Source organism: Staphylococcus sp. 11-B-312 (assembly GCF_016743055.1).
Classification (GTDB): domain Bacteria; phylum Bacillota; class Bacilli; order Staphylococcales; family Staphylococcaceae; genus Staphylococcus; species Staphylococcus ureilyticus.
Map to the genome: position 1 here is coordinate 1,937,580 of NZ_CP068241.1, position 21,968 is coordinate 1,959,547.

The window sequence follows — 21,968 nt, forward strand, 5'->3', positions numbered from 1 at the left end:
TTGCCAACTATACGCTTTTATCCTGAAACTAAAAGCACCAGTACATCATTTGTTAGATGTACTGGCACCATTGTTTCATAAACTATTCAGTTCAGATTTAAATTTAACAATCAACCAATTTGTACGCGTTCTTTAGGATAATGAAATTTATCAGGTTCTCTACGTCCACCAATCATAATAATAAAACTGATTAAACCAACACGGCCAATTAGCATCAACACCATCAAGACACCTTTACTCATATCATTCACATCACCAGTAATACCTAATGATAATCCACAAGTTCCAAATGCCGACATAACTTCAAAAAACGCTTGTAAAAATGAAACCTTTCCATTTTCAACAACCAGTATAAAAATCATACTCGTAAAAGTTAATATGCTAGCCATGATAAAGACAGCAAATGAACGTTGAACATCAGTTATGTGAATTTCACGATTAAATGCTTTGATAGACGTTTTTTCAGGTTGGTTGCTAAAGTTTAAAAGGAATAATATTAAAATCGCAAACGTCGTAGTTCTAATCCCCCCACCGACAGAACTTGGGGATGAACCTATAAACATCAGTATACCCATAACGATATTCGTACCTTCTCCAAAACCACTTACATCAATAGTTTGAAGCCCTGCGCTCCTTGTTGTAGCTGATTGGAATAATGCATAAAATAGCGATTTGTGCCAACTCATATTCTGAAAAGCTTGGTTATGTTCGAATAAAAGGATAATTAATACGCCGAAAATAAACAAACCAAAATAAGTGACCGTGGTGATTTTTGCAAATAATGAAAATCTAAAATTAGGAATTCGATTTTTGATATATGCTTTCACTTCTATCAATACAGGAAAGCCAATTGAACCTAACATGATTAAAAACATAACAATAGTTTGCACAAAATAGTCATTTGCATATGGTATAAGTGATTGTCCAGTTATATCAAGCCCACCATTTGTTGTTGCTGATACCGATACAAATAATCCTTGCATAATTGCATATTGAATGTCGGGGTTATCTCTATAGAAATAAAATGCTAATAATGATGCACCAACAAGTTCTATGATAATGATTGTTCGAACAATATCTAAAATCAATTTCACCGTACCACTCATCGTATGTTTATTATTATCAAGCATGATTAATTGGCGTTCACGCATACCAATATGTTTACCTAAGACAACCCACAGCATAGTTCCAATGGCCATAACACCAATACCACCTAAATTTAGTATCAGCATGATAACCACTTGGCCAAATGTTGTGTAAGTATCAATAATGTTAACTGGCGTTAGACCTGTTACACTGACACCTGACACAGCAACAAACAAGGAATCAATTGGATCTACAGAAACATTGGACTTATGGACAAACGGCAAGTTCAGCATTAAAAATGCCACGATAATTGCCACGATATAATACATTACAATCCCTTGTTGAGGACTTGATTTTTTTAACAATTGGTTGAAAATGGACAACGTTTCTTCACCTCAACGTTACTTCAGTTTAATCTTAATATCCTTTTCTTTACCATCCCTATATATTTTAGCTGGTAGCGTTTTTAAATCATCTTTATGATTAAAAATAATTTGTCTGTATCTAAGATTATCTTCTAATGCTTTACCATCTAATTCTACTATGACATCATTTTTTTGCAACCCGGATTTTTCACCTAATGAATCTTTTTTAACATCACCTACTAGCACGCCTTTTTTAACATCTTCTGGTAAATTAATAGATTGTTTGGTAGCTTCATCAACCTCACTAATATTAGCAATCTTCACACCTGTATTAGGATATTTAACTTCACCTTTATCTTCTAATTGCTTGGCAATGTCTTCAGCGTCATTGACCGGTATGGCAAAGGCAATACCTTCAACATTATCCATATCTATTTTCAAGGATGCTATACCTACTAACTTACTATTTCTATCAATCACGGCTCCACCTGAGTTGCCCGGATTTACAGGTGCATCTATTTGGAAAGCACTCATTAACACATCATATTGATCGTCTTTATTGATATCCACTGGTATGTGTCTGTTCAAACCTGAAATAATACCATCAGAAATACTTCCTTTAAAATCTACACCTAGAGGGTTTCCTACGACTATAATTGGTTCACCTAGTACTAAAGTACTGGAATCGCCTATTTTAATTGGTTTCACTTTACTATCCGATTTTACTTTAGCTTTAACAACGGCGATATCTGAATACTTATCCGTGCCAACAACTTTTCCAATCGCATAGTCATCATTACCATATGTAATCTTCTGTTCTTTTTTATCTCCAACCACATGTGCGTTGGTCATAATAAAAATAGAGTCGCCCACTTTTTTGTAGACGACACCTGAACCTAATTCATTTTCTTTACCTGCTTCTTGTGTCTCTTTTTCGGCAGAAGTTCTATCATCACTTGTATCATTTTCAACAGTTACTACTGAATGAATTGCAATGTTTGCACTTTTCATTGTTGTTGTATAAGCTTTATCTTTATTTTGATTATCGTTAAACACGCTATCATTTGAAGTACCATTTTCATCAACATTTTTGAATATAGCTTGTATGAGTGTAAGTAAAACAATAACTGCAACAACAATTAAAATTTTAGCCCAATGTTCAATAAAGAAAGCCTTAACTTTATCAGAAGTATTAGCTGTGCTTTCATGCTTAGTTTCATTGTTACGATTCGAATGTTCACTGGCACTTTTTTGGTGCTTCATTTGGAAAGATGTTTGTTCATCATTACTCAAATAATCATCGACTCTAGATTGTTGTGCATTCTCTGAGTAAAAGTTTTCTTCCTGCTGTTTTTCAGCTGGGACATGTTGTTCATTTGATTGTGCACTGTTATTTTGATCCACATTCTCAACATGTGATGATTTTGAATTTATATTATTTTTTTCATCCGCTATGTTCTCGTTTTCATTGTATGGATGATTGATATTGTCCGCTGAGGTTGACTCATCGTTTTCTGTTCTCTCTGGTGTATGTTTTGAGTTCCGCGCAGCAGCAATGGCTTGTTGTTGCTGAATTTCTTCTTGTGTAAGCTTTTCAATACGTGCTTTTCTTAAATTTTCTTTCACACGCTCTTCATTATTTTTAGCAAGTATTTCAGCCTTTTCTTCACGCTGTTTTCTAGCTTGACGTTCTTGTTGCACACGTTGTTCCCGTTCCTCGTTATGAAAGTACTCACGTCGTTTGCGTCCATACTTTACTTTTGGGATGACATGTTTTTTATTTTGCGTCACAATAAGCCCCCCTATTACTTTTGATTGCAATTCTATTATGACATATCAAATATAATTTTTCTGCTTTATTTTGTCATATAAAGTTAGCATACTACAGATTATAGTCTCTTTTATTAAAAAATTCTAACTTTATCTCATGAAAAATAAAACAAAGCCTGAGACATAGTTTTTATGCTCAGACTTATTTATATTATTTATGTTCTTTTTTATTATTTTTAACAGAAGTTAACCAACCAATAATCACAAGTGCAATCATAACCGTCCAGAAAATAGATTGCCATAATACACTGTGTGGGAAGTGTTCCGGTAATATTTTAATATCTGGGTGCGCTAACACCATTATTACTAATTTAATACCTACCCAGCCGACAATTGCAAATGCAGCACCTTCTAAACCAGGATATTTATTCAATAGATTTACAAACCAAGTGGCTGCAAAACGCATGATGATTACGCCTAGCATACCACCTAAGAACATGACTGCAAACTGTCCAAGGTCCATACCACCAAAGTGTATACCAACAGTAGGTAAAGTTACTGCAATAGCAAGTGCAGCTAACATAGAGTCAATCGCAAAGGCAATATCTGCAAATTCTACTTTTAATACTGTGCCCCAAAATGCTTTTGGACTTGCATGTATTTCCTCACCTGACTCATCATAATGGTGGTCATCCGTACCATCTTCTTTTTGGTGATCTTTTTCATTAAAGAATGATATAAGATTCTTAATGGACATGTATAATAGGTAAATTGCACCCAATGCTTGAATCCACCAAAAATGTGCGATGATGCTTATTAAGAATAAAGAAATAAAACGGAAAATAAATGCACCTAACAGTCCATAAAACAATGCTTTTTTACGTTGTTCTGGAGGCAAGTGTTTAACCATGACTGCCATTACGACAGCATTATCTGCTGCTAATAATCCTTCTAAAAATACCAGTACTACTAGAACCCATAAATAAGGTAAAATTAAACTCGGATCCATTTAGGACAACTCCTTTAGTTTTTTACATAAAAATAGAGACCTAAGCTAAGTAAATGCTACACACATTTTCGATCATATACACGCCTATAGTAAATTAAACTTTTAGCTTTATATATTTTGTATGTTTGTAACATTTATAAGCAAAGGTCTCACTCGACAGTATTTTTCTGCCCATTTTACCGGAAACGTTTAACGTTTCGTAATGACGACAAAATGACTATGTTAAAAAGATATATAAAACAGACATTTCACAAAAATATTACTATCTCATATATCTCTTTAAAAACAGTTGAGTTACTCCCCTCCGACTACAAAGTCATAGGTATTCTATTAATAATATAGTATTATACACAATTAATCATATTATAACAAACTGTATAATTTAATTTCTGGAAATTTTTCTTCAAACCATCTCGTTGCAAACTCATTTTCAAATAAGAAAACGTAATTATCATAAACATCTTTAACAAGAATAGAACGAGAAGAGCTCATTTTATCTTTAATATCTTCTTCATTTTCAATCCATCTTGCAATTTTTGGACCAACTGGTTCCATGATGACATCGACATTATATTCATTTTTAAGTCTATGTTCAAATACTTCAAATTGTAACTGACCTACCGCACCAATAATAATTTGATTGGTATGCAATGCTTTATAGTATTGAATTGCGCCTTCTTGAACTAATTGTTCAATTCCTTTATGGAAATGCTTCTGCTTCATGACATTTTTGGCAGAAACTTTCATAAATAATTCTGGTGTAAACTGCGGTAATTCTTGGAAACTGAATTTTTGGTTGCCACCTACTAATGTATCTCCAATTTGGTAATTACCTGTGTCATACAAACCTATGATATCTCCAGCAACTGCGTGATTAACTGTTTCTTTATCATCAGCCATAAACGAAGTCGAACGTGTTATTTTCTGTTTCTTTTTCGTTCTTTGTAAGGTAACATCCATACCTCGTTCAAAAGCGCCACTAACTACCCTCATAAAAGCAATTCTATCTCTGTGTTTGGGATCCATATTGGCTTGAATTTTGAAAATAAAGCCTGAAAAATCCGTATCGTAAGGTGTAACTTCAATATCTTCTTTCGTTTGTCGTGCACTTGGCATAGGTGCATGATCAACATAAGCATTTAAGAAATTTTCTACACCAAAGTTCGCTAATGCTGATCCAAAGAACACTGGTGTTAAATCACCATTTCTCAAAGCTTCATTATCAAATGTTTCTCCTGCTTCTTCTACCAACATTAATTCTTCGATTGCTTGTGTAAAGGCGCTATCATTTTTAATATTATGATCTTCTTCCAGTTCATAATCATCATTTAAATGTAGTACATTTTGTTCATCTCTAAATGGCTCAATCGTATGTGTATCTCGATCAATGATACCAAAGAAATTTTGTCCCATACCCACTGGCCAATTCATAGGATACGTTTCGATTTCCAGTGTAGACTCGATTTCATCTAACAATTCAAATGGCTCTTTTCCTACTCTATCTAACTTATTGATAAACGTAAAAATAGGAATACCTCTCATTTTACAAACTTTGAATAGTTTTAAAGTCTGAGGTTCAATACCTTTTGCACAGTCTATAACCATTACAGCACTATCCACTGCCATTAATGTTCGATATGTGTCTTCGGAAAAGTCTTCATGCCCTGGCGTATCTAAAATGTTGATTTTATAATGATCATAATCAAATTGCATCACTGAACTCGTTACTGAGATACCACGTTCTTGTTCAACTTTCATCCAGTCACTTGTCGCAAACTTACCGCTCTTTTTACCTTTTACGGTCCCTGCTTCTCTTATTGCCCCACCAAATAACAGTAACTTTTCTGTTAATGTGGTTTTCCCAGCATCAGGATGTGAAATAATCGCAAAAGTTTTTCTGGATTCTACTTCTTCCTTTATACTCATTTGTTCTCTCCTTTAATTCTCAAATATCGATTGACCAATATCATCAGCAATTTGTACTGCTGTTGACTCATCAAGTAACGTAAACAAGTGTATCACAAGTTCCTCCTTGATATCATCATCATTTAATGAAGTATCAATTTCTAATGACCAATTGAGGTCTGGTATTGCCATAAGTAAGACATCAGCGTCATCATTTTTATAAATATAACTACGAACTGTTACACCATTCAGACTTATAGGCTTAATTTTCAACAGGACCACCGCCAAACTTTTTATAAGCCGCTTCTAAACCGATTAAGTCATCTCGATGCGGTACTTTTACATGACCAGGCATAATTTGATAAGGCTCACGCCCTTTTGACGCCAAGACAACTGTATCACCAGGATTAGCAATTTCAATAGCATGACGAATCCCTTCCGCACGATCTTCGAATTCAACATAATTACTATGCGTTGCGCCTTTAGCAAGTTCACTTGTTAATTTTTTTGGATCATCATTTGCTGGATTGTCAGGCGTAAAAATAACATAATCCGCTCTACAAGCGACACGACCCATTTCAGGTGTTTTCCCCATATCTCTTTCTCCAGCCATTCCACACAAGAAAATCAATTTCTGTTTTGCAAAAGGTTTCACTGCATCTATAAGTTTATCCATACCATCTGCTGTGTGTGCATAATCTATAATTAAATCAATTGGTAATTTTGGGTCTAAAACTTCAAGTCGACCCTCAACTGGTTCTAAGTTTTCTACCGCTTGAATAATTTCTTCTAAAGTAGCACCTTTTGCCCAAACAGCTATCATTGCTGCCATAATATTAGAGACATTGAAAATGCCTACATATGGTGACTTCACAGGAAATGTACCTTCAGGTGTATTAAAATCAAATGTTACACCTTGTAAAGACTCATGAATATTTTCAGCCTTAAATTGTGCATGTTCTTTGATGCCATACGTAAACACCTCGTAAGGTGTAACTGAAGCTAAATATTCTGAGAATTCATCATCTTGATTTAAAACAACATACTTTTCTTTTGATAAATCTTCACCTAACTGGCTGAATAATAATGATTTGGCATGACCATAAGCTTCCATTGTACCGTGAAAGTCTAAATGATCTTGCGTTAAATTTGAAAACACACCAACATCAAAATTAACACCACTTAAGCGTCCTAATGATAATCCGTGGCTTGATACTTCTAAAGTCATAGCTTGTGCTTGTTGTTCTACAGCTTCATGAATTTTTTTCGTCAACGCAACTGTTTCAGGAGTTGTATTTGTACCTTTAGATTTTTCTTCGTTAATTTGAAAACCATTTGTACCTAAATAAGCACTACCTTTACCTAATTTTCTATATATGTGGTGTATCATTGTTGCTATAGATGTTTTGCCATTTGTCCCGGTAACACCATATGTAGTAAGTTGTTTACTTGGATAATTAAATAATACATTTACGAGTAAACTAGCAACACGCAACGTGTCAGGAACGATAACTTGCGTTACATCACCTTTCAACAGTTGTTCATGATTTACCACAATAACTTTACAGCCTTGATTCACCACATCTTGACAAAATTTATGACTATCGACGGTATAACCTTTAGAAGCAACAAATATGCTGCCTTCTTTAGCTGTACGCGAGTCCGTTGTTATATCATTCACATTCATATCTAATGTTCCAATCACTTGTTTAACTCTAATTTTTTTAAACAACTCGTTTGCATTCAACATTAACCGCTCCTTTATTTCCAATACTTCTATTATACACATTTTCAAGTGATTTTATAGAAACTAATATTGCATTTTGCCTTTTCTCTACCATTATATATTTTTTCGTTTTTATTTAAAAACATTATAATTACCGTAAGTATAAACTAGATTTAAAATGTTAATCATATGTAATTAATTATGTAGATTTTCTTTTTATTTGTTTAATTTCTTTTAAGATGACTTATTTTAAAAGCATGCGTGGTATGGTATAAATATAGAACAATCTAAATTTATCATGATATAATTTTTAAAAATAAGTATGAATTATTTTCTATGCGTTTGTAAAATGATATAATCTCTATTAATTATGTTTTTTCTTTCGCATGATAACAAAATGCGTTAAACTTAGCATGAGCTAAATTTATACTATTGGAGGGTGACTCAAAATGGTTACTCGTAACAAAAAAATATTGATTATTACTGGTTCTTTTGGTAACGGACATTTACAGGTTACTCAAAGCGTAGTAAACCAATTCAACGAAATGAATCTAGACAATTTAACTGTCATTGAACATGATTTATTTTTAGAAGCTCACCCAATTTTGACTTCTATATGTAAAAAGTGGTATATCAATAGCTTTAAGTACTTCAGAAATATGTACAAGTCTTTTTACTATAGTAAACCTGACCAAATAGACAAATGTTTCTACAAATATTATGGTTTGAATAAATTAATTAATTTATTACTAAAAGAAAAGCCAGATTTAATTCTACTTACTTTCCCTACGCCAGTGATGTCTGTATTAACTGAGCAATTTGATATGAATATTCCCATTGCCACAGTTATGACAGATTATAGATTACAAAAGAATTGGGTTACACCACATTCTCAACGATATTATTTGGCAACTGAGGAATTAAAAGATGAATTTGCTGAATTAGGCATTCCAAGAAATCAATTAAAGGTTACAGGCATTCCAATTTCTGATAAATTCGAACAAGATATCGACCAATCTGCATGGTTACGTCAAAATAATTTGAATCCTGACAAACCAACAATCCTTATGTCAGCAGGTGCTTTTGGTGTTTCTAAAGGATTCGATCAAATGATTAGCGATATTTTGACTAAAAGTCCACACTCGCAAGTCGTCATGGTTTGTGGTAAAAACAAAGATTTGAAGCGCACATTATCTAGCCAATTTAAAAATTATGATAACGTACTGATTTTAGGTTATACAAAACAAATGAATGAATGGATGGCTTCAAGTCAATTGATGATAACAAAACCAGGTGGCATCACTATTTCTGAAGCACTAACGCGACAAATACCAATGATTTTCTTAGATCCTGCGCCAGGACAAGAGTTAGAAAACGCGCTCTATTTTGAAGAAAAAGGTTATGGTAGAATCGCTTATTCACCCGATGAAGCTATACAACAAGTAGCCTCATTAACAAATCATCCAACTTCACTAGTGGAAATGTCTGAAGCAATGAGTGAATCGCGCATTCCATATTCAACATATAAATTATGCAAAGATTTGTTAGAACTTCTAGACCATTCGACACGTTATGAAGAAGTTTATGGAAAGGTTCCTTTATATGCAAAGCTCTTCGTTAAATAATACTAACTACAATTCAAGCACAAATTTTATTATTATGTTGATTATTTTATTTTTAATGGAGTTTGCTAGAGGTATGTATGTATTGAGTTACTTAGCCTTACTTCCAACGGCAACTTCTATTGCGGTAGGTGTTACATCTATCGCTATTTCTATTCACTTTATTGCTGATGCAACAACAAACTTTGTCATTGGTTTTTTACTTAAACGCTTAGGTACTAAACTTGTTTTAACACTTGGATTTTTATTAGCTTTTGGTAGTTTGTTTTTAGTCATTTGGTTTCCTACATCACCAATCGTATTAATCACAAGTGCGATATTACTAGGTATCGCAGTGAGTCCGATTTGGGTCATTATGCTTGCAAGTGTTGATGAAAATAACCGTGGTAAACAAATGGGATATGTCTATTTCTCTTGGCTACTAGGCTTATTAGTCGGGATGGTTGGAATGAACTTAATCTTTAAATTCCACCCAACACGCTTTGCGTTTATGATGTCATTAGTCGTATTGATTGCATGGATTTTATACTATTTCGTTAAAATCAGGCTTACTAACTACAATACAAGACCTGTAAAGCAACAATTAGGACAAATTGTAAACGTGACCAAACGTCACCTCATTCTATTTCCAGGTATTTTATTACAAGGTGCTTCAATCACCGCCTTAGTCCCAATATTACCTACATATGCGACAAAAGTTGTCGGCGTTTCAACCGTAGAATATACAATAGCAATTATCATTGGTGGTATAGGTTGTGCCATTTCTATGCTATTTTTATCTAAAATTATAGATAAAAATGGAACATTATTTATGTACAGTATCATTTTTGGTGGTTTTGTCTTATACACTATAATGATATTTGCTTTATCTATTATTACAGATATTAAACTAGTCTGGGGCTTAGCATTATTTATTGGCCTAATGTATGGTATCTTATTACCTGCATGGAATACTTTTATGGCTAGTCATATCCATATGGATGAACAAGAAGAGACTTGGGGCGTGTTCAATAGTGTTCAAGGTTTCGGGTCTATGATTGGTCCACTCGTAGGTGGTTTAATTACAGAATTCTCTAAATCTGTTAATAATACATTTTATTTTTCAGCATTAGTGTTCTTATTTTTAGCAATATTTTATGGCTTGTATTTTATTAAAAATAAAAAACAACACAATCACACTTAAGTATATGAGTACGTTTCAACATACAAAAGCGTCGCTATCATTTTAGAAATTATCTAAAAATATGATAGCGACGCTTTTAAAATTTCAATATTATCATCGATTAAAATGATAATTTTATATAAAAAAATTATGCAAAATTAAAATTCTCTAATACTTTCCATTTTTCTGCACTTTCATCATAGTAAACTAAAGAAAGTTGCTCAATTGCTTCTTTATAGTCAATACCCGCTAAGTTCAATTGACCAAAAATGTCTTCGAACTCTTGACTAGTCAAGCCTTGTGCAATTGTAAAATGTGGTACAAATGGATGTTCTGGACGACCATAAAAATCACCACTATTGAATTGATTAAATAATTTTTCTAAATTGTCCGTTTTGGCAACTTTAAAATAAATTACATTTGTAATTGGCGCAAAGTTTGATGCCTTTGTCGCGTGTACTTCAATCGGTGGTATCCCCTCGATTCTTGATTTGATTGTCTCTTTGACAGCGTCAAGATCACCTTCGTTTATTTTAAAATGCTCTTTAATCGTAATGTGTGGCATAATCGTTGCATAGTGAGCATCATAACGTTTACGGTATGCATTTACTTCATCTTGAAACGCTTTTGACGGAATTAATGCTAATCCTAAAATCATTTAAATTCCTCCTTTGTTTAACATAACTACATTATATCAAATTTCACAAAAATTCGTTACTTTTAACTAAATTTCCTACAGATAATTAAAAAGAAATATTATCTGATAAAAAATATTTTAATAAATCATCTAGTAAATGTTTCCAAGATTTCCATCTATGTCCCCCATCAAACTCTGCATAGTGATAAGTAATATCACTATTTTCGATAATCGATTTCAACTGGCGATTAGGTGTTAAAAAATCCGCTTGCTTTCCGGTCGTTGGTAAAGCAAAGTCTTTTTCTTCTAATCCAACTGTATGCCAAATCGTCAATTGTTCTTGAAATTGACATCGTTCAATTAATGTTTGTATTACCTCATTATGTTGAGGACTCAATAGACCTACTTGGCTAAAAATTCTTGGATAGGATAAGGCTGTGATCAAAGCTGCACTCCCTGCTAAACTATCACCTAAAATAACTCTGCCATTTCCTACTTTATATGTTGGGAATTGAGCGTCTATAAACGGTAAAATTTCATTCGCCATACATTTTACAGTTAGTGCTGTTTTTGCTCCTTGAGGATGAAATTCTGCTCTTCTTTTTTCAACATCTTCATAATGAAAACCCACAAAAATTGCTCTTTCTACTTCATTTGCTTCCCATAATTTTTCATACGTTCTGTGTATTCTACCAAAGCTAAAAAAATCCAAACCATCAAAACAAAAGACGACCTTGTATTTAAATAATTCTGTGAAATCTTTAGGTAAATAAATAGAAAGTGTGATGTCTCTATCTAATATGTCGCTTGAAAAATTAATTTTATTAATTCGTCCTGCTTGAAAATTGTCCATAAAATAATGCGCCCCCTCATAGTCTTAATGACATTGTATCAAGAGACGCAATATTTTAAAATGACTCCTTTTTATTTAGCAAAGTAAGATATTATTTTTTAATCGTTAATATTCTCTTTTTTAAGGCGTTCAGGATAATCTTTTAGCCAAAAAACAGCATTGGGTACTTTTTCTGGGTCTGGTTTATAAATCGCTTTTCTACCAGATCCTAAACGCTTTTTCTGCAATTCATAATCTTTCAATGCGTTTATAGCTGGTTTGTGTAATAGCCAAATCGCTATGATATTAAGCCATGCCATCATGCCTACACCTAAATCTCCCATTAACCATGCTATATCTGCCGTTTTCACTGCGCCATAAACTGTTGCTAATATCAATACAATACGAGTTATATTGATAAATATAAAGGAAGTTCTATAATTTGCAGATCTCGTTAAGTATGCAATATTGGTTTCTGCAATATAGTAATAAGCCAATATAGTAGTAAAAGCAAAGAAAAATAATGCAATTGCTATAAAGTAAGATCCGAATCCAGAGAATGATGGATCAAAATGATAACTTCCGCCTTGTAAAGCCTTATCTATACCTGCTTGAGCATACATTGCTGTACCAGAATAATCTTTATCTCCATTTGACATTTCAACAAAGATACCATTATCTTTAATCAAACTCGCTTTATCACTAGGTGTATTGCCACCATCCGTTACATTATATGTACCAGAAAGCAAGATGATTAGTGCGGTTGCAGTACAGACAAATAAAGTATCAACGTAAACTGAAAACGCTTGCACCAAACCTTGTTTTGCTGGATGTGACACCTCTGCTGCCGCGGCTGCATGTGGCCCAGTACCTTGACCAGCCTCATTTGAATAAAGACCTCTTTTGACTCCTATTTCAATCATTGCACCTACAATCCCACCAAATGCTGCTTGCATGCCAAATGCAGATTTGAAAATTAATGCAAACAATGCAGGAACCGCTTCAATATTAAGTATAATGATAATAACCGCCATTAATATATAAAACACTGCCATAAATGGTACAACTGCTGTCGCTGCATTAGCAATCCATTTGATTCCCCCAAAAATAATTAATCCGATAATGATTGCTAAAAATATGGCTACAACCCATGGATTTAATTGAAACGCATTTTTCATAGAACTGGATATAGCATTGGATTGAACACCTGGCAATAATAATCCGACTGAAATTACAGTGACAATTGCAAAGATCAATCCATATACTTTGCCCAGTTTCCCCTTTATACCATATTCAATATAAAATGCTGGTCCACCTCTATATTGTCCCTTCTCTTCTCGTTTATATATTTGACCTAGTGTCGATTCTATAAAGGCGCTACTTGCTCCTAAAAATGCTGTAGCCCACATCCAAAATACGGCGCCTGGTCCACCAATAAATATTGCTGTCGATACACCTACAATATTACCAGTACCTACACGACCTGCTAACGATAAGGCGATTGCTTGAAAACTTGAAATACCAGTTGGTGACTTTTCCCCTTGAAACATAAGTCGAATCATTTCTTTAAAGTGTCTGACTTGGAAAAATTTCATAAATAGTGAGAACAATATACCAGTGATTAACAAACCATAAACTAATGGTTTGCTCCATACTATGTCATAAAGCCAAGTTAAAAAACCTTCTATCATAACGTATCCCCCTTGTTATACCATTAAAGAAAATGATATTTTTTAATATTATACACATATGTTATGTTCCGCGCAACGCATTATATAAGTTATTATTTTCACAATTTATATAATGCGTTATGAATTTTTATATAAATAACATTAATATATTTAATACTTATATTATCTTATAACGTACTACTTATTATTGAGTAACAATTGTTACTTACCTGAAATTGCAGTCAACCACACGGTGCGACTAAGTACATACTTTCACAAATTTACCTTTTGTTCTATCTTTTTTTAAGATATACTGAATTATAAATTCAAATAAAGTTTTATAGGAGGAACCATTCTATGCTTAACAAAGTATGGTTTAGAACAGGTATCGCTTTATTAATCCTGTTTTTACTAATCAAATTGATTATGGAAGTACATAGTATTTTCACACCATTCATTATTATCCTTCAATCTGTGTTACTGCCATTATTATTGAGTGGCTTTTTGTTTTACATTTGTTTGCCTTTTCAAAAAATACTTGAAAAGAATCATGTGCCACGCTGGGGTAGCATTACTCTAATCTTTATAGGCTTAATCATAATTATTAGTATTGTTATTGGGGTATTAGCTCCGTTAATTGCAGAACAAATTGAAAACTTAGTAACTCAAATACCTGCATTACAACATGAAGTTCAAAACATCATTAATTTCGCTCTAGATCAAATGGAAAGATTGCCTAATGATGTAACAGATCGCATTAATAAAATGGTACAATCTATCAGCGACAGTACTGCTGATATTTTATCTAACTCTTTAGGTTACTTAACATCATTTATTTCAACACTTTTCTTACTGATAATGGTTCCGTTCTTTTTAATTTATATGTTAAAAGATCATGAACGTTTTATCCCTTTCATCGCAAGACTATTTAAAGGAGACAGAAAAGTTTTCACTGTAGAATTATTGAAAGATTTAAATGAAACTGTTAAATCCTATATTCAAGGCCAAGTTACAGTAAGTATCATTCTTGGAATTATCTTATACATTGGTTATTCAATTGTAGGACTTAACTACACATTATTACTCGTTATGTTTGCATGTGTAGCAAATATGATACCGTTCTTAGGTCCTTGGATGGCATTTGCACCCGCTGCAGTCATTGCAATTATTCAAAGCCCTACAACATTTATATGGGTATGTATTATCACGCTGATTGCACAACAATTAGAAGGTAATGTGATTACACCTAACGTAATGGGTAAATCACTTAGTATTCATCCTTTAACAATTATTGTAGTGATATTAGCTGCAGGTAATCTTGGCGGTTTCGGTCTAATCTTAATAGCTGTTCCATTATATGCTGTCATTAAAACCGTTGTCAGAAACGTATTCCGTTATAGACAAGAAATTATTGCAAAAGCCAATAGTGACGTCAAAGAATGAAATAATGATATAAAACAAAAAGACTATTCGTTTCAGTTGTTGAAACGAATAGTCTTTTTATATGTTAATAATTAAAGATATTTAATTATTTAACGATATGATAACCACTGTCTACATGGATATTTTCGCCTGTAACTCCACTTGAAAAATCACTCAATAAGTAAGCTGCAGTTTTACCTACTTCTTCTTGGTCTACATTACGTTTTAATGGCGCACGTTCTTCAATTTCTTTCATGATTGTGTTAAAACCACCAACACCTTTAGCGCTAAGTGTACGAATTGGACCAGCTGAAATCGCATTGACACGGATATTATCTTCACCCAAATCTAATGCTAAATAACGTACATTTGCTTCTAAACTCGCTTTAGCTACACCCATCACATTGTAATTTTGCACAGCATACTCGCCACCTAAATAAGTAGTAGCAACAATACTACCACCCTCAGGCATGATCTTTTTTGCTTCTCTAGCAACAATTGTTAATGAATATGAACTAATGTCTTGTGCCAATAAGAAGCCATCACGAGATGTATCTGAAAAACGACCTCTTAAATCTTCCATGTTAGCAAAAGCAATCGAATGATAAACACCGTCAATGTTACCTACTTCTTCTCCAATTTTTGCAAAACCATTGATAACATCTTCGTCTTTTTGTACGTCTATTTGATACATTCTAATTGTTTGTTGATCTAACTGTTCAACAAGTTTTTCCATTTCTTTTTTACTACGTTCTTTACGATATGTAAAAACTAAATTCGCACCTAATTTGTCTAATACTTTAGCTACACCAAAACCGATACTACGTTTATTAGCAATACCCATAATGACGAATGTTTTATTTTCTAAATTTAACATGAAAATAACTCCTTTTTTAAATTTTCATTGTAAATTGGTTCGAGATGTTATAATCATACTTCCTATCACTTCGCTCGATGCCAATTCTAACAAACTTTATTTTAACATTGGTTTCATTGTTTAAACAATTCATTTTACATTCTATAAACGAATTCATCGTTTTTTGCTTTCTTTCGAGTTGAAATTTTGACCAACGCTTCATTCAATTAATCAGTACTAACAGCTTAAAGTAACTTGCATATTGTTCTTTCACTACCTATTAATACATATTTTAGGATTTCAATACTATCCCAGATATAGATGTTAATAATAAAATTCTAATTCACGTTTTAACTCATCAACATACTCTTTAGATCCCGTTACAATGACACGGTCTTTATAGCGTAATTGAGTATCACCATGTGGTACAATCGATTCATTATTTCTAATGATTCTCACAAATATAATATCCCCATCAAACGGGAAATTACGTAATTGAATTTGATCATATTTATGATTTAGCATTGCAATTTCATATAAAGATGTTTCCACATTACTTAAAAGATTAAGCATATTTGGTGTTTCTATTAAACCTTTCAAGAGTATCTTATTACTCATAAAGCCACTAAATACTTCTATACCTTCACTTTGTAAACCTTCATCACCAGTACTCGCTTCTAACCTACATATAACTCGATTTACACCATGGCTTTTGGCCATTAAAGCCACTTTTCTATTAATATCGTCATCATTTGTAGAACAAACAACAATATCTCTTTCAAATAAACCTAAACGCTCTAATAATGGTTCTTCATAATCTGCAATTTCAATCATCGAAATTGCATCTGATAATTTACGTTTATCACTTAAATCATTTCTATAATATAACGAAACTTGATAAAGTTGTGATGTTAAATTCTGAGCAATTGGTATGGTTAATTGGTTTTTACCTATTAAACTCACTTCAATCTGTCTTGTTGCTTCATCAGGCATCGGGAACATTTTCTTAAATATAATTGGTACAAAAACACATGTAATAACTGCACTTAATATTAAAATACCTGATATTTCAGATGATATTGTTCCAAGTTTTTCAGCAATTTTTGCAGAAGCAATAACCAACGATAAAGTTGACGTTAGCAAGAAAGCTGAAGAAATTGTTGTTTTCATATCAAACCATCGACGTATATAAAATACTGGTATTAATTTAGATATTAAAAAGGCCAATATTAAAAATGGAATGATAAGTAATAATGAAGGCTCTTTTATTAACATTGGTATATTTAAATCTACACCAACCATGATAAAGAATATTGGAATAAAGAATCCGTAACCAAAGGAATCTAATTTCTCTACCATATCCTCATCAGGACCCAGTAAAGAAACAATCACGCCGGCTAAGAAAGCGCCTAGAATATTTTCTGCACCAACGCCTTCCGCCAAAGCAACTAGCATGATAATTAACGCAAATACCGCACGTATACCAATTTGTGTTGTACCATCCATCAGTTTTTGCAAGAATTGTGCTTTCTTAAATAATCCACCTAGGAAATAAAAAACAAGCGCAAATACTACTAAACTCCCTATTAACCAAAGTGATGTGCCACCTGAAGCGTGTAGTGTTCCGTACGCAGTTAATAATATCATTGTCACTAAGTCAGCTAATACTGCTACTAATAATATGAATTGTCCGATAGTTGTACGCATAATATTCATTTCTTTTAGTGTAGGTACCACAACACCTAATGAAATAGTAGAAATAATAATAATCATTAATAAAACATCATCAATTAAACCAAACCATTTAAATGCATATGCAAATACAATTGAAATAACCATAATAAATAAAAATACAGTAAGTGCTAATTGTAAATGACCGGGTTCTTTACTTTTTTCATTATCTTCTAATGCGCCTTTGTCTTTTTTAAATGCTTTAAAATCAATTTCTAAACCACTCAAAAACATTAAGAATATAAAGCCTAATGTAGATAAAATATTTAACATAGCATCACGTTCTACTATGTTTAAAAAAGAGTGCCCAATAAGAATACCCATTAATATTTCTGCTACAACAACAGGCAAGAATGTAATTCGCAATCTATTGATTAGTATCGGTGTAAGGAATGCTGCCATTACAACGACAACAAGTGATAAAAATTCCATGTAACCCCCTATAATAAGTAAGACATGAATGAAGTTGCTAATCCAAAGTAAATCAACATACTCACAATATCATTGATTGTAGTTATAAATGGACCACTAGCAACTGCAGGGTCAATTTTTAGTTTATTCATAACCAATGGAATCATTGATCCCACTAATGTACCTACTGTCATAGCAATTGTTAAACTGCTTGCCACGATCGTAGCTAAAATTGGCTGTCCATAAAGCACCATTATAATAATAAACAGCAATATAGCACAAATCAAACCACTTAAAAAACCGCTACCTGCTTCTCTCAATGCGACTTTAAAATTACTTTGTTCGTCAATTTCACCAGTTGAAATATTACGTACTGATACGGCAAGTGATTGTGTCCCAGAATTACCAGACATACCACTGATAATTGGAATAAACGCTGCCAATAATGACACTTGTGCTAAAGTATCCTCAAATGATCCAAGTATCGTGGCTGTGATCATTCCTAAAAACGTTAAAATAATTAGCCATGGCAAACGTTTCTTAGCAGTTTTAATGACTGAATCATTGGTTGCATCAACATCAGATACCCCGGCTAAACGAGAGTAGTCTTCACTCGCTTCTTCATCCATAACATCTAAGATATCATCGATTGTAATAATACCTAATAAGTGATCTTGATAATCGACAACTGGCATAGCGATAAAATCATAATCACGCATTTTCTGAGCAACATCTTCTTGGTCATCAGCAGCATTAGCACTGATCACACGTTCGCTCATTATGTCTTCTATATAAGCATCATTTTCTGCTACGATTAAATCTCTTAGTGATAAAACCCCAGCTAATTGTTTATGCTCATTCACTGCAAATATGACATAAATTGTCTCAGCATCTGGCGCTTGTTCTTTAACATGCATTAAAGCTTCTTTCACTGGCATTGTTGATTTTAAAGAAATATATTCCGTCGTCATGATACCGCCAGCAGTATCCTCTTCGTAATGTAATAATGCTTTAATTTCTTTTGCATCTTCACGGTTCATCAGTGTCAACAAGCTAACAATTTTCTGCTTAGATAATTGATTCATAATGTCTACTGCGTTATCGTATGACATATTTTCTAACACTTTGCTAGCATATGTAGCATCCATAGTATCGAACAGCGCTTCATACGCTTCTTCATCAATTTCTAATTGTTCAAAGAAATCTGCTACTTCTTCAGGGGACAATACTTCAAACATTTTTTGTCTAATATCTTCATCGCTGTCTTCAAAGTATTCACTTTGTTCATATGTGTGCATCGCTAAGAATTCTTCTCTAAATTCACCAATATGATTTTCATGCAGTAATTTATCTAGCATTTCTTGATCATATACTTGCTCATCTTCTAAAACGATTTGGTCTTTTTCATTTGCCAAAAGTCCCACCTCCATAGTTACTCAAATTATATCATATTAAATATGTTTTCTATTGCATCATATTTATCTTGTATTTCAATCTTTTGATCATAGATTGGATGTATAAAAGATATTTTAAAACATCGTAACAACTGATGTTTAAAATACGAATGTTCTCCTCCATATAAATCATCACCCACAATAGGATGTCCTATATGCTGAAGATGGACGCGAATTTGATGTGTCCGGCCTGTTAATAAAGTAACTTCACATAAACTGTAATTATTTTTATGGTCTAAGCATCTATATTTTGTTTTTGCTTGTTTACCATTTGAATTGACTTGTCTTGTAATAATACTAACAGGATCTCTAGCAATAGGTGCATCTATGATTCCTTGTGATTGCAATTCACCATAGCATACGCATAAATAGGTTTTATCAATGTGTATGTTTGACATCAGATGATGTAAAAAACCATGTTTAGCAATCACAACAATACCTGAAGTATTTCGGTCAATCCTAGTGACAATATGCGGTACGATGTTTTGTCCTGATTGTTTAAAATAACCTAGAACTTGTTCAGCTAAACTAAAATGTTTATGTTCTCTTGATGGTGCGCAGTTTTGAAAAGCTTTTTTAGAAACGATTAATAAGTATGCATCTTCATATAAAATATTTAAAGGCTTATTGAATGGGATTAAATTATTACTAGCTGTCTCGTAACCTAAATGTACCTCCACTATATCGCCGTTCTGTAATTGCTTACGCACAGTTTCTGCTTGTCCATTAACAATTAAAGCGCCATTATGCTTAATGGCGCTAATTGTATTCTTAGAATACCCTTGCTCCTGTAAAAAAGTTCTTAGCATTTGAGGGTCTCTAATCATATACGTAAATTGCATTATTCATCGTCTCCACTTGAAATAAAGGAATCATGTACTCTTTTCCAAAATGGAAATGGTCTAAACCTAGCAAATCTAATTTTTTCATTTGCCACTCTAAATTGAATTGCATTAACATTTTTATGTTTTATGCTGACGTGATCTATGGTCGTTAAAATCTTATCATGATTCACTGGTGTAATCAGACATGTATGATGTTTGGGCAATACTAATGGTGACCCAACCGTTCTGAATACTCTATTATTAATAGAAGCGATTTCGGCGATTTGCATCGCTTCCAAAGAAGGATGTATTAACGCACCACCCAACGCCTTATTATATGCAGTAGAACCTGATGGTGTTGACACACACAGTCCATCTCCTCTAAAGCGTTCAAATTGGTTTCCTCTAATATTCACATCCACAACAAGTGTAGAACCATTTTCAGTTTTCATCGTCGCCTCATTTAATGCTAAGTATCTCGTCTCATATCCATTATCGTTATAACGCACTATAATTTCTAATAGTGGATATTCTATAACTTGGAATTCTGAATTATTAATTTCAATAATCAATTTCTCTACTTCATGTGGCAACCAATCTGCATAGAACCCTAAATGTCCAGTATGTATCCCTACAAATGCGCACCTCGATAACATGTGACTATACTGATGGAAAGCCTGTAATAAAGTACCATCTCCACCAACTGATATGACTATTTCAGGATTTTCCGTATCTTCAACCATTTCAAAATCTTTCATGTGATTAATCATCTTATGCTTTAAAGCGTTCGACTTAGAATCACCTTTAGATAAAATTGTATAGCGCATGATTGCACCTCCTAGTCATTATCATGCTTTTTAGCACGTTTTTTGGAATAGTATTTTTGAGCTTCTTGAATTTCCTCTTTAATTTCTGACATTTCTTCATCAAGTAAAAACGCTGCTTCAGCCGCACGTTCTAGTCGGTGCTGAATTTCTGGCGGATAATCTCCATCATATTTATACCGCAAAGTATGCTCGATTGTTGCCCAAAAATTCATGGCTAATGTTCTGATTTGAATTTCTGCTAAAATTGACTTTTCACCTTTAAGTGTTTCGATTGGATATTCAATAATTACATGATATGAACGATATCCACTTTGTTTTGTATTACTAATATAATCGCGTTCTTCTACTACTTTGAAATCTTGACGTTGTCTCAAGAGATTGACCACAATATCGATATCATCGACGAATTGACACATTAATCTCAAACCTGCTATATCATACATTTCTTCATGTAATCGATCAAATGAGATTTGTCTTTTATTTGCTTTATCAATAATGCTAGTCATAGGTTTAACACGACCCGTCACAAATTCAATCGGTGAAGCATTATCTTCTACATCATATTGTTTTCTAAGCCCTTTTAATTTTACTTTTAATTCATCAACTGCTTGTCTATATGGAGATAAAAACTGATCCCATTGATTCATTGTGCTTCACTC

General features: G+C 33.1%; 18 protein-coding genes. 3 read left to right on the top strand and 15 right to left on the bottom strand.

Going from position 1 to position 21,968, the window contains the following annotated elements; translation table 11 throughout:
* Nucleotides 1-110: 110 nt before the first annotated feature.
* The 6 genes from JG554_RS09320 to JG554_RS09345 form a co-directional block, all read right to left on the bottom strand.
* Complete coding sequence (locus tag JG554_RS09320) at nucleotides 111-1,469, bottom strand: TrkH family potassium uptake protein (protein WP_070657733.1); 1,359 nt, start codon at nucleotides 1,467-1,469, stop codon at nucleotides 111-113.
* A gap of 18 nt (nucleotides 1,470-1,487) precedes the next feature.
* Nucleotides 1,488-3,242 (bottom strand): S1C family serine protease, encoded by a 1,755-nt coding sequence (locus JG554_RS09325; RefSeq protein ID WP_107360346.1) that lies wholly within the window; start codon nucleotides 3,240-3,242, stop codon nucleotides 1,488-1,490.
* A 190-nt stretch (nucleotides 3,243-3,432) separates the two neighbouring features.
* Complete coding sequence (locus JG554_RS09330) at nucleotides 3,433-4,230, bottom strand: TerC family protein (protein ID WP_046208076.1); 798 nt, start codon at nucleotides 4,228-4,230, stop codon at nucleotides 3,433-3,435.
* Nucleotides 4,231-4,593: 363 nt separating this feature from the next.
* A complete protein-coding gene (locus JG554_RS09335) occupies nucleotides 4,594-6,156 on the bottom strand; it encodes a peptide chain release factor 3 (RefSeq protein WP_046208075.1) in 1,563 nt (520 codons plus the stop codon).
* 12 nt (nucleotides 6,157-6,168) lie between these two features.
* Complete coding sequence (locus JG554_RS09340) at nucleotides 6,169-6,408, bottom strand: YueH family protein (RefSeq protein WP_046208074.1); 240 nt, start codon at nucleotides 6,406-6,408, stop codon at nucleotides 6,169-6,171.
* Nucleotides 6,398-7,882 carry a UDP-N-acetylmuramoyl-L-alanyl-D-glutamate--L-lysine ligase gene (locus JG554_RS09345; RefSeq protein ID WP_107360348.1) on the bottom strand — a complete coding sequence of 495 codons (1,485 nt, stop codon included), beginning with the start codon at nucleotides 7,880-7,882 and terminating at the stop codon, nucleotides 6,398-6,400. Before JG554_RS09345 ends, JG554_RS09340 begins: the two co-directional genes overlap by 11 nt.
* A 428-nt stretch (nucleotides 7,883-8,310) precedes the next feature.
* On the opposite strand from JG554_RS09345, the gene JG554_RS09350 reads away from it, so the two are divergent.
* Together JG554_RS09350 and ltaA are read left to right on the top strand one after the other, a co-directional pair.
* The gene (locus JG554_RS09350) at nucleotides 8,311-9,486 is read left to right on the top strand and encodes a diglucosyl diacylglycerol synthase (RefSeq protein ID WP_107359990.1); all 1,176 of its coding nucleotides are present in this window, start codon (nucleotides 8,311-8,313) and stop codon (nucleotides 9,484-9,486) included.
* Complete coding sequence (gene ltaA / locus JG554_RS09355) at nucleotides 9,464-10,666, top strand: lipoteichoic acid biosynthesis MFS flippase LtaA (protein WP_064209420.1); 1,203 nt, start codon at nucleotides 9,464-9,466, stop codon at nucleotides 10,664-10,666. Before JG554_RS09350 ends, ltaA begins: the two co-directional genes overlap by 23 nt.
* Nucleotides 10,667-10,793: 127 nt before the next feature.
* On the opposite strand, the gene JG554_RS09360 is transcribed toward ltaA, so the two are convergent.
* From JG554_RS09360 to JG554_RS09370, 3 genes are all read right to left on the bottom strand, one after another.
* On the bottom strand, nucleotides 10,794-11,303 hold the full coding sequence (locus JG554_RS09360; RefSeq protein ID WP_019469079.1) for a YjcG family protein: 510 nt from the start codon (nucleotides 11,301-11,303) through the stop codon (nucleotides 10,794-10,796).
* Between the two features lie 85 nt (nucleotides 11,304-11,388).
* The gene (locus tag JG554_RS09365; protein ID WP_107359989.1) at nucleotides 11,389-12,135 is read right to left on the bottom strand and encodes an esterase family protein; all 747 of its coding nucleotides are present in this window, start codon (nucleotides 12,133-12,135) and stop codon (nucleotides 11,389-11,391) included.
* A 98-nt stretch (nucleotides 12,136-12,233) separates the two neighbouring features.
* The gene (locus JG554_RS09370) at nucleotides 12,234-13,805 is read right to left on the bottom strand and encodes an alanine/glycine:cation symporter family protein (protein ID WP_046208070.1); all 1,572 of its coding nucleotides are present in this window, start codon (nucleotides 13,803-13,805) and stop codon (nucleotides 12,234-12,236) included.
* A gap of 336 nt (nucleotides 13,806-14,141) precedes the next feature.
* Here JG554_RS09370 and cozEa point away from each other — a divergent pair, with 336 nt between their 5' ends.
* Nucleotides 14,142-15,227, top strand: coding sequence for a lipoteichoic acid biosynthesis protein CozEa (gene cozEa, locus JG554_RS09375; RefSeq protein ID WP_064209421.1), 1,086 nt, complete (start codon nucleotides 14,142-14,144; stop codon nucleotides 15,225-15,227).
* 85 nt (nucleotides 15,228-15,312) lie between these two features.
* Here the strand turns inward: cozEa and fabI are convergent, their stop codons facing one another.
* The 6 genes from fabI to JG554_RS09405 all read right to left on the bottom strand — a co-directional run bounded on the left by fabI (nucleotide 15,313) and on the right by JG554_RS09405 (nucleotide 21,956).
* Nucleotides 15,313-16,083 (bottom strand): enoyl-ACP reductase FabI, encoded by a 771-nt coding sequence (fabI, locus tag JG554_RS09380; RefSeq protein ID WP_046208068.1) that lies wholly within the window; start codon nucleotides 16,081-16,083, stop codon nucleotides 15,313-15,315.
* A gap of 303 nt (nucleotides 16,084-16,386) precedes the next feature.
* Nucleotides 16,387-18,225, bottom strand: a complete 1,839-nt coding sequence (locus tag JG554_RS09385) for a monovalent cation:proton antiporter family protein (protein ID WP_064209422.1) — start codon at nucleotides 18,223-18,225, stop codon at nucleotides 16,387-16,389.
* Nucleotides 18,226-18,233: 8 nt separating this feature from the next.
* Nucleotides 18,234-19,562, bottom strand: a complete 1,329-nt coding sequence (gene mgtE / locus JG554_RS09390; protein WP_151362710.1) for a magnesium transporter — start codon at nucleotides 19,560-19,562, stop codon at nucleotides 18,234-18,236.
* A gap of 83 nt (nucleotides 19,563-19,645) precedes the next feature.
* Nucleotides 19,646-20,500: an RluA family pseudouridine synthase gene (locus JG554_RS09395; RefSeq protein WP_107359988.1), complete on the bottom strand. Its 855-nt coding sequence runs from the start codon at nucleotides 20,498-20,500 to the stop codon at nucleotides 19,646-19,648.
* Entirely contained in the window at nucleotides 20,500-21,309 is an 810-nt protein-coding gene (locus tag JG554_RS09400) for an NAD kinase (protein ID WP_019469071.1), read from the bottom strand. Before JG554_RS09400 ends, JG554_RS09395 begins: the two co-directional genes overlap by 1 nt.
* An 11-nt stretch (nucleotides 21,310-21,320) precedes the next feature.
* The gene (locus tag JG554_RS09405) at nucleotides 21,321-21,956 is read right to left on the bottom strand and encodes a GTP diphosphokinase (protein ID WP_046208064.1); all 636 of its coding nucleotides are present in this window, start codon (nucleotides 21,954-21,956) and stop codon (nucleotides 21,321-21,323) included.
* Nucleotides 21,957-21,968 lie beyond the last annotated feature (12 nt).

Excerpts from the sequence above, each read along its gene's own strand:
- JG554_RS09330 (WP_046208076.1), bottom strand. The coding sequence starts at position 4,230 with ATGGATCCGAGTTTAATTTTACCTTATTTATGGGTTCTAGTAGTACTG.
- JG554_RS09335 (WP_046208075.1), bottom strand. The coding sequence starts at position 6,156 with ATGAGTATAAAGGAAGAAGTAGAATCCAGAAAAACTTTTGCGATTATT.
- JG554_RS09350 (WP_107359990.1), top strand. The coding sequence starts at position 8,311 with ATGGTTACTCGTAACAAAAAAATATTGATTATTACTGGTTCTTTTGGT.
- ltaA (WP_064209420.1), top strand. The coding sequence starts at position 9,464 with ATGCAAAGCTCTTCGTTAAATAATACTAACTACAATTCAAGCACAAAT.
- JG554_RS09360 (WP_019469079.1), bottom strand. The coding sequence starts at position 11,303 with ATGATTTTAGGATTAGCATTAATTCCGTCAAAAGCGTTTCAAGATGAA.
- JG554_RS09365 (WP_107359989.1), bottom strand. The coding sequence starts at position 12,135 with ATGGACAATTTTCAAGCAGGACGAATTAATAAAATTAATTTTTCAAGC.
- JG554_RS09370 (WP_046208070.1), bottom strand. The coding sequence starts at position 13,805 with ATGATAGAAGGTTTTTTAACTTGGCTTTATGACATAGTATGGAGCAAA.
- cozEa (WP_064209421.1), top strand. The coding sequence starts at position 14,142 with ATGCTTAACAAAGTATGGTTTAGAACAGGTATCGCTTTATTAATCCTG.
- fabI (WP_046208068.1), bottom strand. The coding sequence starts at position 16,083 with ATGTTAAATTTAGAAAATAAAACATTCGTCATTATGGGTATTGCTAAT.
- JG554_RS09385 (WP_064209422.1), bottom strand. The coding sequence starts at position 18,225 with ATGGAATTTTTATCACTTGTTGTCGTTGTAATGGCAGCATTCCTTACA.
- mgtE (WP_151362710.1), bottom strand. The coding sequence starts at position 19,562 with ATGCTAGATAAATTACTGCATGAAAATCATATTGGTGAATTTAGAGAA.
- JG554_RS09395 (WP_107359988.1), bottom strand. The coding sequence starts at position 20,500 with ATGCAATTTACGTATATGATTAGAGACCCTCAAATGCTAAGAACTTTT.
- JG554_RS09400 (WP_019469071.1), bottom strand. The coding sequence starts at position 21,309 with ATGCGCTATACAATTTTATCTAAAGGTGATTCTAAGTCGAACGCTTTA.
- JG554_RS09405 (WP_046208064.1), bottom strand. The coding sequence starts at position 21,956 with ATGAATCAATGGGATCAGTTTTTATCTCCATATAGACAAGCAGTTGAT.